13 protein-coding genes are annotated in these 14414 nt (G+C 65.0%); 3 read left to right on the forward strand and 10 right to left on the reverse strand.

Going from position 1 to position 14414, the window contains the following annotated elements; translation table 11 throughout:
* Window positions 1-173 precede the first annotated feature (173 nt).
* The 8 genes from P6U25_RS24310 to P6U25_RS24345 all read right to left on the reverse strand — a co-directional run bounded on the left by P6U25_RS24310 (window position 174) and on the right by P6U25_RS24345 (window position 9973).
* Window positions 174-1751, reverse strand: a complete 1578-nt coding sequence (locus P6U25_RS24310; RefSeq protein ID WP_407147294.1) for a Do family serine endopeptidase — start codon at window positions 1749-1751, stop codon at window positions 174-176.
* A 168-nt stretch (window positions 1752-1919) separates the two neighbouring features.
* Entirely contained in the window at window positions 1920-2426 is a 507-nt protein-coding gene (locus tag P6U25_RS24315; protein WP_407147295.1) for a cytochrome c-type biogenesis protein, read from the reverse strand.
* Window positions 2426-4408: a heme lyase CcmF/NrfE family subunit gene (locus P6U25_RS24320; RefSeq protein WP_407147296.1), complete on the reverse strand. Its 1983-nt coding sequence runs from the start codon at window positions 4406-4408 to the stop codon at window positions 2426-2428. Before P6U25_RS24320 ends, P6U25_RS24315 begins: the two co-directional genes overlap by 1 nt.
* Window positions 4405-4890: a cytochrome c maturation protein CcmE gene (ccmE, locus tag P6U25_RS24325; protein WP_407147297.1), complete on the reverse strand. Its 486-nt coding sequence runs from the start codon at window positions 4888-4890 to the stop codon at window positions 4405-4407. Before ccmE ends, P6U25_RS24320 begins: the two co-directional genes overlap by 4 nt.
* Before the next feature lie 59 nt (window positions 4891-4949).
* Window positions 4950-6056 (reverse strand): c-type cytochrome biogenesis protein CcmI, encoded by a 1107-nt coding sequence (gene ccmI, locus P6U25_RS24330; protein WP_407147298.1) that lies wholly within the window; start codon window positions 6054-6056, stop codon window positions 4950-4952.
* Window positions 6057-6200: 144 nt separating this feature from the next.
* Entirely contained in the window at window positions 6201-7598 is a 1398-nt protein-coding gene (locus P6U25_RS24335) for a hypothetical protein (RefSeq protein WP_407147299.1), read from the reverse strand.
* A 238-nt stretch (window positions 7599-7836) separates the two neighbouring features.
* Window positions 7837-9213 (reverse strand): ATP-binding protein, encoded by a 1377-nt coding sequence (locus tag P6U25_RS24340; protein WP_407147300.1) that lies wholly within the window; start codon window positions 9211-9213, stop codon window positions 7837-7839.
* An 88-nt stretch (window positions 9214-9301) separates the two neighbouring features.
* Window positions 9302-9973, reverse strand: a complete 672-nt coding sequence (locus tag P6U25_RS24345) for a response regulator transcription factor (RefSeq protein WP_407147301.1) — start codon at window positions 9971-9973, stop codon at window positions 9302-9304.
* Between the two features lie 248 nt (window positions 9974-10221).
* Between P6U25_RS24345 and P6U25_RS24350 the strand changes: the two genes are divergently transcribed.
* Window positions 10222-10608: a VanZ family protein gene (locus P6U25_RS24350; RefSeq protein ID WP_407147302.1), complete on the forward strand. Its 387-nt coding sequence runs from the start codon at window positions 10222-10224 to the stop codon at window positions 10606-10608.
* A 151-nt stretch (window positions 10609-10759) separates the two neighbouring features.
* The gene (locus tag P6U25_RS24355) at window positions 10760-11077 is read left to right on the forward strand and encodes a VanZ family protein (RefSeq protein ID WP_407147303.1); all 318 of its coding nucleotides are present in this window, start codon (window positions 10760-10762) and stop codon (window positions 11075-11077) included.
* 113 nt (window positions 11078-11190) lie between these two features.
* Here P6U25_RS24355 and P6U25_RS24360 read toward each other — a convergent pair whose 3' ends face one another.
* Window positions 11191-12603, reverse strand: coding sequence for a mannose-1-phosphate guanylyltransferase/mannose-6-phosphate isomerase (locus P6U25_RS24360; RefSeq protein ID WP_407147304.1), 1413 nt, complete (start codon window positions 12601-12603; stop codon window positions 11191-11193).
* 421 nt (window positions 12604-13024) lie between these two features.
* Between P6U25_RS24360 and galE the strand changes: the two genes are divergently transcribed.
* Window positions 13025-14029, forward strand: coding sequence for a UDP-glucose 4-epimerase GalE (gene galE / locus P6U25_RS24365; protein ID WP_407147305.1), 1005 nt, complete (start codon window positions 13025-13027; stop codon window positions 14027-14029).
* 109 nt (window positions 14030-14138) lie between these two features.
* Here the strand turns inward: galE and P6U25_RS24370 are convergent, their stop codons facing one another.
* Window positions 14139-14399: a hypothetical protein gene (locus P6U25_RS24370; protein ID WP_407147306.1), complete on the reverse strand. Its 261-nt coding sequence runs from the start codon at window positions 14397-14399 to the stop codon at window positions 14139-14141.
* Window positions 14400-14414: the final 15 nt, after the last annotated feature.

A 14414-nucleotide genomic window follows, 5' to 3' on the forward strand; every position in this document is an offset into this window, starting at 1 on the left:
GGGGTGAAAAAAGTGGGCGGTGAAGCTGGGGGACTTCACCGCCCTGAGCCCTTCCGACGGAGGGGGGCGTATTCCATCGAAAGGCACCGAAGGGAGCGAGCAAGGCGCCCGCCCCCCGGGAAGCGCCGTCGGCGGGGGCGACTGATGCCGGCGACGCCTCCCAACTCATATAGTTAGCCCTTGGCCAGCGGCACAGCCACGAAGCGCGACGAACCGCCGCTCTTCACGCGCATGAGAACACTGTTCTTGTTGTCGTTGCGCGCTGAAGTAATCGCATCGCGCACCTCGCCGGCGGTGCCGACGCTCTTGCCGGCGACCTCGAGGATCACGTCGCCTTCCTTGAAGCCGCGCTCGGCAGCGGCACTCTTCGGATCGACCTCGGTCACGACCACGCCTTCCTTGCCGGCACCGGCCACGCTGTTGGCGGGCGCAACGGTCAGGCCGAGCTTCGGCACGTCGGTGCCGCGGTTGGAGTTGCCGCGATCGTTGTTGTCGTTATCGGCCTTGGCCTCCAGGTTGTTCGGCAACTGGCCGAGCGTGATGTTGACGACCTTGTCCTGGCCCTTGTGCAGCACGTTCAGCTTCACCGAATTGCCGGGAGGCAGGCCGCCGATGGTGCGGGCGAGCTCGCGCGCATCCTTCACCGTCTCGCCGTTGACGGCCGTGATGACGTCACCGGACTCGATGCCGGCCTTGGCCGCGGGGCCGTTGGCCTGCGGTTCGGCAACCAGCGCGCCTTCGGCCTTCTTCATGCCGAGGCTGTCGGCGATGTCAGAGGTCACCGGCTGGATCTGGACGCCGATCCAGCCGCGGCTGACCGAGCCCTTGTCCTTCAACTGGGCGACGACGCTCTTCACGGTCGCGGCCGGGATCGAGAACGCGATGCCGACGCTGCCGCCGGACGGCGAGTAGATCGCGGTGTTGACGCCCATCACCTCGCCCGACATGTCGAATGCCGGACCACCGGAGTTGCCCTTGTTCACGGGCGCGTCGATCTGGATGAAGTCGTCATACGGACCGTTGCCGATGTCGCGGCCGGAGGCGGACACGATGCCCGCGGTCACGGTGCCGCCGAGACCGAAGGGATTGCCGACGGCCAGCACCCAGTCGCCGATCCGCGGCTTGCTGTCGGACAGCTTTGCGAACTGGAAGTTGGAACCGCCCTCGACCTTGATCAGCGCGAGGTCGGTACGCGGATCGGTGCCGATCACCTTGGCAGAATAGGTCTTGCCGTCGTCGGTCGTGACTTCGACCTTGTCGGCACCGTCGACGACGTGGTTGTTGGTCACGGCGTAGCCGTCAGCCGAGATGAAGAAGCCGGAACCCTGGCCGGTCACAACGCCACCACCACGCGGTCCGCCACGCAGACCCGGGGGGAGACCATCCGGACCGCCGAAGCGACGGAAGAAGCGCTCCATCGGCGAACCGGGCTGGAACGGCGAATCTTCATTGCTGTCGTCCTTGGAGAGCTTCTCCCGGATGTTGACCTTCACCGAGATCACCGACGGTTTCACGCGCTCGACAATGTCGGCGAAGCCGACCGGCTGCTGAACCTTGCGGACCTCGTTGTTGACCTGCGCATGCGCCGGGGTCGCAAACAACGAAGCATCGTGCGAGGGGCTGAAGCCATAGACGGCGGCGCCGAGACCGGCGACGACTGACGCCATCAGCGCGAACTTGCGAGCAGACAACAGCGAGCGCTTCGGCTGCTTGTAGGACGGAAAGGACGAGAGGTCGTGACGGTCGGTCATTTCTTGAAATCTCCAAGGCCAGAATCGTGGTGCAGGGGCCGGCACCTGATGCGTCTGAACATGGGGTCATCAGCCTTACGGCGCGCTGGCGGCGGAATTAAACTTTTGTAATTAAGATAAGGCACTCTGCGGCAGAATAACGCAGGCAGGTGAATGACTTAGACGAACTCAAATCGGTTTGTCCGGCGCTGATTCCGCTGCCAGGAACCGCTCCAGGCGTGCCCGCTCATCGGCTGTCAGGGCCGGGTCGGAAAGGCCTGCGGCTTTGGTCGCGTTTGCCCTCCGCCGGCCAAAGCGCCAGATCGCCAAACCACCCAGCAGAAGCGCCAGCGGCGGGGTCAGCCAGAGCAACAGCGTGTGCTCGTTGAAGCGCGGCTTGAGCAGCACGAATTCGCCGTAGCGCGCCACCAGGAAATCGATCACCTGCTGATTGCTGTCGCCGGCCGCGATACGTTCGCGCACCAGAAGACGGAGGTCGCGCGCGAGCGGCGCCTCCGAATCGTCGATCGACTGGTTCTGGCAGACCATGCAGCGAAGCTCCTTGGAGAGCTCGCGCGCCCTCGCCTCCTTCGCCGGGTCCGACATGACCTCGTCTGGCAGCACCGCGTGCGCCGGCATCGCGCCGAGCACCAAGGCGGCGGCGAGCAGGCCGGCAGCGAGACCGCGCGACCGCATCACTCGGCCGCCTGCAATGCGCGCGCCGCCCTGGCCGGCTTCGGGGCACCGACCCGCAAGCGGCGGTCGGACAGCGACAGCAGGCCGCCGAGCGCCATCAGCACCGGTCCCCACCAGATCAAGAGCACCAGCGGTTTGTGATAGATGCGCACCGCGATCGCGCCGTCGGCGCCGGCGTCGCCAAGCGAGATGTAGAGCTGGCTCGCGCCGCGCGTCAGCAGCGCAGCCTCCGTCGTCGATGCACCACGTGTCGTGAAGTTGCGCTTGGACGGCGTCATCAAGGCCACCTGCTCTCCGTCGCGGGTCACGGTGAATTGGGCGACCATCTCGCGGAAGTTCGGTCCCTGGCGCTGCGTCAGGCCGTCGAGCCGCAACTGATAGCCGGCGACCGCGGCGACGTCGTTCGCCTTCATCGCGCCGATATATTCGCTGTTCCAGGTGGTCTCGCAGACGATGCCGATCAGCGCGACGCCGAGGCCGGCATGCGCAAACACAGTGCCCCATGTCGCACGCGGCAGGCCGCGCGCGCGGCGCAGCGAGATCGAGAGCGGGATGCGGAACAACCCAATACGTTCAGCCGGATCGCACAGCGCGCCAACGATCACAAACACCGCAAGCCCGATCGCGAGCGGCGCGAGCGTCGCGCCGCCATAGGTCCACGCCCAGACCAGCGCGATCACAACGAGCGAGACGATGCCGGCCACCGTCAGCCGCTGTGCCGCTCCGAGCAGGTCACCGCGCTTCCACGCAAGCAGCGGCCCGAACGGCACCGCGAGCAGCAGCGGCACGAACAGCGGCGCAAAGGTGAAATTGAAGAACGGCGCACCGACCGAAATCTTCTCGCCGGTCAGCACCTCGAGCGCCAGCGGATACAGCGTCCCAATGAACACGGTTGCGCACGCGGTGGTGAGCAAGAGATTGTTGAGCACCAGCGCGCCCTCGCGCGAGATCGGGGCGAACAATCCTCCCTGTTTCAGGGCGGGCGCACGCCAGGCGTAGAGCGAGAAGCTGCCGCCGATAAAGATAAAGAGGATCAGCAGAATGAAGACGCCTCGCGTCGGATCAGTGGCGAATGCGTGAACCGAGGTGAGGACGCCGGAGCGCACCAGGAAGGTGCCGAGCAACGACAGCGAGAAGGTCAGGATCGACAGCAGGATGGTCCAGACCTTCAATGCATTGCGCTTTTCCATCACTAGCGCCGAATGCAACAGCGCGGTGCCGGCGAGCCACGGCATCAGCGAGGCGTTCTCGACCGGATCCCAGAACCACCAGCCTCCCCAGCCGAGCTCGTAATAGGCCCAGTAGGAGCCCATCGCGATGCCGAGCGTCAGGAAGATCCACGCGGTCAGCGTCCACGGGCGCACCCAGCGCGCCCACGCCGCGTCGATACGGCCCTCGAGCAGGGCCGCCACCGCGAAGGAGAACGAGATCGAGAAGCCGACATAGCCGAGATAGAGCATCGGCGGATGCACCGCGAGGCCGATGTCCTGCAACACCGGATTGAGATCGCGTCCCTCGATCGGCGGATTGGCGATGCGCAGGAACGGGTTCGAGGTGATCAGGATAAAGAGATAGAACGCGCTGGCGATCCAGGCCTGCACCGCCAGCACGTGGGCGCGCAGCGATAGCGGCAGATTGTTGCCGAAGGCCGCGACCAGGCCGCCGAACAGCGCCAGGATCGAGACCCAGAGCAACATCGATCCTTCATGGTTTCCCCACACGCCGGTGATCTTGTAGATCATCGGTTTCAGCGAATGCGAGTTCTCGTAGACGTTGACGACCGAGAAGTCCGAGGTGACGTGCAGCGTCACCAGCGCGATGAACGACGCCGCAACGAACAAGAGCTGGGCCAGCGCGGTTGAGCGCGCGACGTTCATCAGTGCGACGTCGCGCCAGCGCGCACCGAGTAGCGGCACCACGGACTGGATCAACGCCAGCCCGAGCGCGAGCACCAGCGCGTAATGTCCGCTTTCCGCGATCATCGCATCGCTCCCTGCGTCGGTGCCGCCGAAGCGCTCGGCTTGGCGGCGTAGTCGTCCTTCCAGTGGCCCTGCTTCTTCAAGGCGTCGGCGACATCCTTCGGCATGTACCTCTCGTCATGCTTGGCGAGCACGGTGTCGGCACGAAACACGCCGGACGGATCGAGCATCCCCTCGGCAACGACGCCCTGCCCTTCACGGAACAGGTCCGGCAGGATGCCCTTGAAGGCGACCGGCAGGCTTGCGCTGCCGTCGGCGACGGTGAAGGTGACCGCGAGATTGTCGCCGCGCTTGACTGATCCCGGCTGCACCAGACCACCGAGCCGGAAGCGTGAACCTGGGCCGAGATGCTTCTCGGCGACCATCGAGGGCGTCGAGAAGAACACGATGGAGTCACGCAACGCGTTCAGCACCAGTCCCGCGGCGATGGCGAGCACCGCGAGCGCGCAGCCGATCAGAGTCAAACGCCGTTGCTTCCTGGTCATGGTCCATCCTTGCGCATCACGCCCGCCGAAAGCCGCTGCATCCGGTCCGGCGTCATGCGCTATCCATCCAGCCCGAGATTCTTCAGCCCCTCATTGAGCTGACGCAGTCGATCCGCATCCTTCGCCACCGCCTGCCGCGCATCGGCAAGCGCGCTCATCGCCTTGCCGCGCTCTCCCATCACGAGATAGGCGCGGACCAGCCGCAGCCAGCCCTCGACGTCGTCGCCGTTCTGCTTCAGCCGCGTCGCGAGCCGATCGACCATGCCGTGGATCATGGCGTTGCGATCGCCCTCGCTCATGTCCTTGGCCGCGGCCACCGCGCCATCGGGCAGCGTCGGCGCGGCGACGCCGCCAACCCGCACCAGGGCGGCTTGCACCAGCGGCCGCCACGGCGCGTCGGCCGGCGCCTTCGCCAGCATCCCCTTCCAGATCGCCGCGGCCTCTGTCTTGCGGCCGTCCTGTTCGGCCGCGATGCCGAGGAAGTAGTTGGCCTTGGCATTGTCGGCGCTCTGTGCGACCGCGCGCTCGAACTCAGCCTTGGCGTCCGCGGTGACGACGCCGCCCGCCGTCCCCATCAACGCCTCGCCGAGGTCCGCACGGCGATCGGCGCTGTCACCGGCATAAGTGATGGAATTGCGATAGGCGCGGACCGCATCGTCATAGCGGCCAAGGCGCGACAGCACCGGCGCCAGCACCGACCAGCCACGGCCATCGGTCGGATTCTTCTCCAGGTGAGCTTCGACCTGGGCCACCAGATCGGCCAACGGCTGGTTGGCATCGGCGACCCGACTGCGCTCCGCGAGCGGAAAGTCGCCAAGCCGCGGTGACCCCAGCGGAAGGTAGAAGCCTGCGGCAACGACCGGCAGGCCGATCAATGCCAAGGTCGCTGCCACGCGCCGCAGCTTCAGATTGCCTTTGAGCGGCCCCTCTTGCCCGCTCCGATCGGCGGCCGCAAGCAGCCGCCGGCTGATCTCGATCCGCGCGGCCTCCGCCTCGGCGGCGCCGATGTTACCGGATGCCATGTCACGGTCGATTTCGGCGAGCTGGTCGCGGTACACTACGACCTCGCTACCGCCCGTATCCGCCGGCCGGCTGCGACTGAGCGGCCAGAGCACGGCAAAGACCGCGGCAACCGTCATCAGCGCGAACACAAACCACAGCGTCATCAAGCGGTTCCCGGGTGGAACGGCGACGTCGGGACGGTCACCGTCAAGCCGCTTTACACCACCGGCCGCAAGCCCGGCAATTGACAATTGCTGGATCACGGGCGGCAGCGCCCCGCACCTTCGGACAGGGTCCCGGAGGCCCGGCTAGCTCGCGCGGGAGGATTTGCGCTCGCCGGTCACGGCATTCTCCGCCGCCCGGTTCATCAGCGAGGCGTAGTCGTGACCGAACAGCACCTCGCAGAACCGGATCGCGGCCTTGACCTGCTGCTGCCGGAACGCCCGAACCCGGGCGTCGCCGCCCCGCAGCGACTGCACCAGCCCCTCGGTCGACTGCTCGACATAATGTTGCAGATCCGAAAAGGTGCGCAGCGTCACCTCATTGATGGCGAGCTCGCTGGCATAGGTGCGGCACACCGCGACGAAATCGATCAGGGCGGCGGCGTCCTCGACCTCGGACATGTCGATCTTGGCGCCCGCGACGATATCCTTGTCGGCGCGCTGGCGGAGGATCCGGCGGACCCGCCCCGGCACGCTGTCGATCTCCGATTGCAGCGCATTGGAGGTGTCGGCCCGAACCGACGTCAGTTGGCGGCCCCAAGCTGAATCGTTGCGCAGATCGAGCTCGGTGCGTAGCCCGCGCACGCCGTCATGCAGGGTCTTGAGCTGCTCGCCGACATACTCGAAATGGCCGCGCCTGATATCTGTTCGCAGGCAGGCTGCGACGAACGACAGGTCGTGCAACGCGATGGTGACCGCGACGCCGTAAGGCGTGGCGGCAACCCGCAACTCATCGTCGGAGCCGGCCATCTTGATGGCGAGCCGGATGATCTGCCATGGCGCGACCAGCCGCTGCGCAATCAAGGACAGCGCAAATGGCAGCAATTGCGGCGTCTGCAGCGAAGGAACCTTGAGCGCCTCCGCCACGGACACGATCTGGGCATCGGCAAACACCCGGATCTGGCTCGGCAAGCGGCTCCCGACCGTCTCCAGCGCATCGCGCGCCTGCAAGACCAAGCCGATCGGCAGCAGGTCCTCGACAACGCTGGGCGGCCCCACGCGCGACAGCGCGCGCTGCCGGCTATCCGCCTGCACCGGCGTTGCGATCTTGACGATGGCGTCCGCGGCCGCGAGCTGGAACTTGCGGGTCGCGGCCTCCAAGGGGCCACTCTCCAACGCCGCCGCCAGCGCGGCCTCGAACTCACGGGCCGCTTCGACAGCCCCCTCGCGGGCCAGCCACTGCCAGATCGGCAGCAGAGAGGCGCGCCGGATTTGACCCGGGCGCGTCGGGAAATTGGTCTCGGCGAGGAATGGCTCGAGTGGCCGGAACAGAAGCCGCGCCGGGTCGTCGGTGCGCGGCCGCATCTCCTCGTCTTCCTCGGCGCTGCGGACGATCTTGCGAAGCTGCTCCAGCACCAGATTGGCGACCGCGACGTCCTCGCCGCGTTCGACCGCGCGCTCCAGTTCCCGCATCAGCAGCGCCTGCGATTGCGGCGGAAGCTGCGCAAGATAGTCCCTCAGCCGCTCGATCGATCTCTGGCTCATTCGCCTGGCGATGAATGCTTGATGCCCCACGGACCGCAGCAAGCGCGTCCGCTTCCGATCATAGCGGCGCCGGCGTTAAGAAGCCGTTTAGGAATAATGACGGCCCCACGACGGCGGACCGTACCAGGTATGCGCGGCTAAAGCGCGATGAGGTGGGATCGAACCGTCATCGCGCTTTAGCTCTTTGTTTGAGCATGATCTTTTCGGAAAACCGCTTCACACTTTTCCGGATCATGCTCTAGACCGCCGGCAGCACGAGCTCGGCGCGCAAGCCGCCGATCGGCGCGCTCCGGAGCGTGAGATTGCCGCCGTAGAGGCCCGCGAGATCGGTCACGATGGAGAGGCCGAGCCCCGAACCGGGTTTTGACTCGTCGAGCCGCTGGCCGCGCCGCGACACTTGGGCGCGCTCGGCTTCCGAGAGGCCGCGTCCGTCGTCGTCCACCACGATGTGCAGCCTGGGTCCGGCGCCTTGCTCCTTTGGCGCCTGGACGGTCACCTCGATGAACACTTGAGACGCCGCCCACTTGCAGGCGTTGTCGACGAGATTGCCGACCATTTCCTCCAGGTCCTGCCGCTCGCCTCGAAACCGCGCCGCCGGATCCGCTTTCGCCTCGATCGAGATGGCGCGATCGCGGTAGATCTTCTCCATCGTCCGGCGCAACGCCTCGATCGCGGGCGCTACGTCGGTGATGGTGCTGACGATGGTGATGCGGGCGGCAAGGCGCGCGCGCTCCAGATGATGCGCGACCTGGTCCCGCATGATATCGGCCTGCTCCAGCACCTTGCTCGCGAAGGAATCGTCGGCATGGGCGCCTGCTTCGTTGACGATCACCGACAACGGCGTCTTGATCGCATGAGCGAGGTTGCCGACATGCGTGCGCGAACGCTCGACGATCTCCCGGTTGGCGTCAATCAGCGCGTTAGTCTCGCGCGCGAGCGGCGCGATCTCGACCGGAAACCGTCCCTCCAGCCGCTCGGCGCGGCCGGAGCGAATGTCGGCAATCGCCTCGGAAATGCGCTTGAGCGGCGCGAGGCCATAGCGGACCTGGAAGATCGTGGTCAGCAGCAGCACGATGCCGAGGGCCGCGAAAGTGCCGCCGAGATAGTAGTCGAAGCTGCGCGTCTCATCGAAGATTTCGGTGGCGTCGCCGGCCACGCTGACCAGAAACTTGCCGTCCGCGCCGAGATCCACCGGCCGCTCCACCATGCGCAGGCTCTGGCCTTCCGGTCCGTCGACATAGCCGAGGCGGACGCCGGCGGCCGTCAGCTCCGCACCATGTTCCTCGAGCTTCGGCAGCTTCTTGTCCCACAGCGAGCGCGAGGCACGCGTCTCGCCTTTCTCAGTGTCGGTGCGGGTGATCTGCCAGTACCAGCCCGACAGCGGCAGGTCGAACAGCGGCTCGCCGAGCGACTGGAACTGGCGGTCCGCCGGCTCATCAGGGGTCGCCACCTCCGCGATCAGTGTGCGCAAATAGAGATTAAGCCGCCGATCGAAGGCGCGCTCGGTCGCATCGCGATAGACCGACGACAGGATGACACCGGTGATCGCCAGGATCACCACCACCCAGGCGGTTGCCGAGACGAACAGACGGGTGGCAAGGGAGCTGCCACGCATTAGAGCACGGTCTCAAAAATCGTGTCAGCGGGCTTCGACATGGCGAATCCAGTGTTCGGCGCAGATCATGCCGATGCCCGCACGCCGATCAAGCACCCGACGGCGGCGACGCCAGCATGTAGCCCAGGCCCCGCACGGTCTGGATGATGTCGACCTCGAGCTTCTTGCGGATGCGGCCGACGAACACCTCGATGGTATTGGAGTCGCGATCGAAGTCCTGGTCATAGAGGTGCTCGACCAGCTCGGTGCGCGACACCACCCGTCCGGTATGATGCATCAGGTAGTCAAGGAGGTTGTATTCGTGCGAGGTCAGCTTGATCGGATTGCCGTTGACCGTGACCCGCTTGGTACGGGTGTTCAGCGTCACCGGGCCGCAGACCAGTTCGACCTGAGCATGCCCGGTTGCGCGGCGCAGCAGCGCACGGATCCGCGCCAGCACCTCCTCGAGGTGGAACGGCTTTGCGACGTAGTCGTCGGCGCCAGCGTCGAAGCCCTGGACCTTGTCGCTCCAGCGGTCGCGCGCGGTGAGAATCAGGACCGGCATCACCCGCTTGTTCCGCCGCCAGGCCTCCAGCACCGAAATGCCGTCCATCTTGGGCAGGCCAATATCCAGCACGACCGCGTCATAGGGTTCGCTGTCGCCGAGGAAATGCCCCTCCTCGCCATCGAACGCCCGGTCGACCACATAACCGGCATCCGTGAGCGCCGTGGTGAGCTGGCGGTTCAAGTCCGGGTCATCCTCAACGACGAGCAGACGCACGATGGCCTCCGAGAGTGAGCATTGCGATATCCGACATAAAATGAGGCTTTCGGCGGTGAACGGCTTATGAACGGGTCAAGAGGTGGAATGTTACTTTTTAGTCATTTGCCGGCTTGATAACAGATTTTGACCCAGCCGGGCACGCGGATCATGCAGCCCCGGCGTTAACGATATCAGTCGATCGTCCGGCAAAACCGCGCTGGTCACGGGCTTGCGGGTTGCGGCAATGTCCAGCGGCGCCTACCCCCATGTCCATTATGATCCAAAAAATCTGCCGTATTGCGGGGTGGTTGGCTCTCGCGTTGATTGCATTCGTGACGCTCTCGCCGATCTATGACAGGCCGTCCATCGCCAATCCGCACCTCGAGCATTTTGCGGCCTTCGCGCTGCTCGGCCTGGCGCTGATGCTGGGTTATCCGCGGCGCATGCTGCCGATCGCGCTGCTCATTATCGGGAGCGCGTTCACGCTGGAGGCGATTCAATTGCTGACGCCCGATCGCCACGGCCGTGTGCTCGATGCTCTGGTGAAAGTGGTGGGCGGGCTTGGCGGAATTGCCACAGGCCGAATCGTGCTGACGATCATGCAGGATCAGGTCGAACGCTTCAGAAAATTGCGCGGACAGTCCGCCGGTTAACGATGCGACGACGTGCAAGACCAAGCCGCGGCAGCCCATCCTTGTGCGCCTTTGTTGATATGGCACACTCGCTCAGCACCGCATAACCGGGATTCAGGCGGCCGATCGCACGATGCGCCAAAGCTACATTATTGCCGTGACAACTGGCTGCGTGCTGTTGATCGTCTACGCAACCCTGACGTCCCACTCGGGCCGGCCGGTTCTCTTGAGCCTGCACGAGAGCCTCTGGGTCGTGATTTTCGAGCGCTTCGCCGCCTACCTGGTTCTTGGCTTTCTCCTGTCCCGGCTTTTTCCCGGCCACATGATCCGGACCTGCGCGATCGTTGTAGCTATCGCGATTTCGCTCGAATTGCTGCAGGCACTGCAGCCGGATCGCGATCCTGCCGCGACGGATGCACTTCAAAAGGCAACCGGCGGCATCGTCGGCGTCCTTATCTCACGATGGCTTCCGCTCCAACGCCGGAAATGACGCGCCTCACGGCTTGAGATTGCCGCCTGGATTCTCCGTCGTCGACATCGTGACGAATGGCAGCGGCGCGTTCGCGCCGCTGCACGCCATGAAGCCTGCGGACAACCTCGCGCTCACGCGCGCTGATAGTCGTCCTCGATGCGAACGATGTCATCCTCGCCGAAGTAGCTGCCGGTCTGCACCTCGATCAGCTCGAGCTGGATCTTGCCGGGGTTCTCCAGCCGGTGCACCGCGCCGATCGGGATGTAGATCGATTCGTTCTCGTGCACGGTCTTGATCAGCTCGTTGACCGTCACCTGCGCGGTGCCGCGCACCACGATCCAGTGCTCGGAGCGGTGGTGGTGCTTCTGCAGGCTGAGCCGGCCGCCCGGCTTGACGATGATGCGCTTGACCTGGTGGCGGTCGCCGTTGTCGACCGACTGGTAGGAGCCCCACGGACGATGCACCTTGATGTGGCTCTCCGTCACCTCGGGCGCCGTCACCTTCAGCTTGGCGACCAGCCGCTTCAGCCCGTTGGCGTCCTTCTGCCGCGACACCAGCACCGCATCCTGGGTCGCCACCACCACGAGATCGTCGACGCCCTCGAGCGCGACCAGCGCACGGTCGGTCGTGACGTTGCAGTTGCGGGAGTCCTCGAACACCGCAGCTCCCCGCGCCGCATTGCCCTGGCTGTCCTTGGCGGACAGCTCCCAGACCTGGCGCCACGAGCCGATGTCGGACCAGCCGCAGGCCACCGGCACCACCGCCGCGCGCGCCGTCTTCTCCATCACCGCATAGTCGATCGAGATCGCCTTCGCCGCGCCGAACGCCGGCGGGTCGAGCTTGACGAAGCCGAGGTCGCGCGCCGCCGCGGCCACCGACTGCTCGACGGCCGCCACGCTGGCGGCATCGACGGTGCGATACTCGTCGAGCAGCACCGCGGCGCGGAACATGAAGTTGCCGCTGTTCCAGAGATAGCCGGCCTCGATATAGCCGGCGGCACGTTCCGCATCCGGCTTCTCGACGAATTTGCCGACCGCCCGCACCGCGCCGGCGACCACCTCGCCCGGGCTGACATAGCCGTATTCGGTCGCCGGCCGCTCCGGCTGGACGCCGAAGGTCACGATGCGGCCCTGCGCGGCCGCCGCCAGCCCCTCCCGGCACGCCGCGACGAAGGCCTGGGTGTCGCGCACCAGATGGTCGGCGGCGAGCGCCAGCACCACCGCGTCAACGTCCCGGCTGTGCGCAAACGCCGCCCCGGCGGCGATCGCCGGGCCGGAATCGCGCCGCATCGGCTCGAGCAGCACGTCGGCCTCGCGGCCGATCTCGGCGAGCTGCTCCAGCACCATGAAGCGATAGGCCTCATTGGTGATCACGATCGGCCGCTCGAACAGGCTCGCGTCCGCGACCCGCAGCAGGGTGTCCTGGAACGTCGAGCGCGCCCCGAACAGCGACAGGAACTGCTTCGGATGCACCTCGCGCGAGGCCGGCCACAGCCGCGTGCCTGCACCGCCGCACATGATCAGGGGGATAATTCGCCGGTCCATCGATGCCTCACGTGCTGACAAGATCCCGTTATCGCTCAGCAAGAATGGTGCCACCCGACAGCGAAGACATGTTCCGCTGTTTCAGCATCCGAGCTTGCTGCACAGACGACGACGTCATCCCTGTGAAAGTTGGCCGAACAAGGACCATCGCTCCACATTTTGCACGTCATATTTCTGTCTCTTGCGATTGGTTTACGACGTTCGGTGCGGACCGCCTCCAGGCGCAAGATAGCGCAGTCGCTGCTTGGCCATTCCACCCGTCGCATTGCCGTTGTATCCTGCGCGCCGCAAGGGACATTCGCCTTCTCGGTTACACTTTTGGAAAGAACTTTCCTTTGTGATGATGACGGATATCCGACACCGACCGGCGACAAGCCCACATGCAGTCAGTCCATCCAATCCAACAACACAGAGACGCTGAATGATCCTGGTCACTGGAGGTGCCGGCTATATCGGCTCACATGCTTGCGTTGCGCTGCTCGCGGCGGGTGAAGACGTTGTCGTCCTCGACAATTTTTCCAACAGCAGCCCCCTGGCGCTGGAGCGCGTCCAGCAGATCTGCGGCAAGCGGCTGACGGTGGTCGAAGCCGATATCCGCGACCAGGACGCAATCGAGAAGGTCCTCGCACAACACGGATGCACGGCGGTGATGCATTTTGCCGGCCTGAAATCCGTGCAGGACTCGGTCGCCCAACCACTCGAATATTACGACCAGAATGTCATCGGCTCGCACCGGCTGCTCCGCGCCATGCAGAAGACCGGCGTAAAGAAAATCGTGTTCTCTTCCTCAGCGACGGTCTACGGCACGCCGAAATTCCTGCCTTACACTGAGGACCATCCGCTCAACGCAATCAATCCCTATGGACGCACCAAGCTCATGATCGAGGACATGCTCCGCGATCAATATGCGAGCGATCCGACCTGGGCCGTGGCAGTCCTGCGCTACTTCAATCCGGTCGGCGCCCACGAGAGCGGCTTGATCGGCGAGGATCCGAAGGGCGTTCCCAACAATCTGGTGCCGTTCGTGGCGCAGGTCGCGATCGGGCGGCGCGAGCGGCTCAATGTCTGGGGCGGAGACTACGATACGCCTGACGGGACCGGCGTTCGGGATTATATCCATGTCATGGATCTGGCCGATGGCCACGTCTCCGCGCTTTCGTTGCTCAGCAGCCCGAAATGCTTTGCCGTCAATTTGGGCACAGGCGCGGGTAGCAGCGTTATCGAGGTGATCCGCGCCTTCGAAGCGGCAAGCGGAAAGACGATTCCCTACGACATCAAGCCGCGGCGCGCGGGCGATCTTGCCGCCTATTACGCCGCAACCGATTACGCCAGCAGCCTGCTTGGTTGGAAAGCAACCCGATCACTTGAAACGATGTGCGCTGATCACTGGCGATGGCAAAGCACCAATCCAAACGGATATGCCTGATGTCGCTTTGCGTCCAAGTGCTGCCTCTTTCATCACATTCGAACCGCTGAGGACGCGCGGGTCGCGAAATTTGCACGCGGCGGCTTCCTGATCGGTCAGGGTTGACCGGTCACTTGGGAGCGCCGCCCTCGTCTGGCTTGCCGCCATTCGCCACGCATTTGTTGTAATAGTCGATTTGTTCGCGACCCGATCCTTTGGCGCTTCCCGCCGCCGGGTTCCCGGGCAAACGCGGCGGAAATTGTGCCGCAGTCAGGGCATGACACTTTCGGGCGACTTCGGCCGTAATCGCCGAAGCCGAGTTGGAAACCAGGCTCAGCGCCAGGCATACCAGCGCGAGCATTGTGCATCCGAACTTCAAGCTGCCGAACATGGAACCCTCTCCCAG

Source organism: Bradyrhizobium sp. ORS 86 (assembly GCF_045571475.1).
Classification (GTDB): Bacteria; Pseudomonadota; Alphaproteobacteria; order Rhizobiales; family Xanthobacteraceae; genus Bradyrhizobium.

Excerpts from the sequence above, each read along its gene's own strand:
- ccmI (WP_407147298.1), bottom strand. The coding sequence starts at position 6,056 with ATGACGCTGTGGTTTGTGTTCGCGCTGATGACGGTTGCCGCGGTCTTT.
- P6U25_RS24310 (WP_407147294.1), bottom strand. The coding sequence starts at position 1,751 with ATGACCGACCGTCACGACCTCTCGTCCTTTCCGTCCTACAAGCAGCCG.
- P6U25_RS24350 (WP_407147302.1), top strand. The coding sequence starts at position 10,222 with ATGTCCATTATGATCCAAAAAATCTGCCGTATTGCGGGGTGGTTGGCT.
- P6U25_RS24335 (WP_407147299.1), bottom strand. The coding sequence starts at position 7,598 with ATGAGCCAGAGATCGATCGAGCGGCTGAGGGACTATCTTGCGCAGCTT.
- P6U25_RS24370 (WP_407147306.1), bottom strand. The coding sequence starts at position 14,399 with ATGTTCGGCAGCTTGAAGTTCGGATGCACAATGCTCGCGCTGGTATGC.
- P6U25_RS24360 (WP_407147304.1), bottom strand. The coding sequence starts at position 12,603 with ATGGACCGGCGAATTATCCCCCTGATCATGTGCGGCGGTGCAGGCACG.
- P6U25_RS24320 (WP_407147296.1), bottom strand. The coding sequence starts at position 4,408 with ATGATCGCGGAAAGCGGACATTACGCGCTGGTGCTCGCGCTCGGGCTG.
- ccmE (WP_407147297.1), bottom strand. The coding sequence starts at position 4,890 with ATGACCAGGAAGCAACGGCGTTTGACTCTGATCGGCTGCGCGCTCGCG.
- P6U25_RS24315 (WP_407147295.1), bottom strand. The coding sequence starts at position 2,426 with ATGCGGTCGCGCGGTCTCGCTGCCGGCCTGCTCGCCGCCGCCTTGGTG.
- galE (WP_407147305.1), top strand. The coding sequence starts at position 13,025 with ATGATCCTGGTCACTGGAGGTGCCGGCTATATCGGCTCACATGCTTGC.
- P6U25_RS24340 (WP_407147300.1), bottom strand. The coding sequence starts at position 9,213 with ATGCGTGGCAGCTCCCTTGCCACCCGTCTGTTCGTCTCGGCAACCGCC.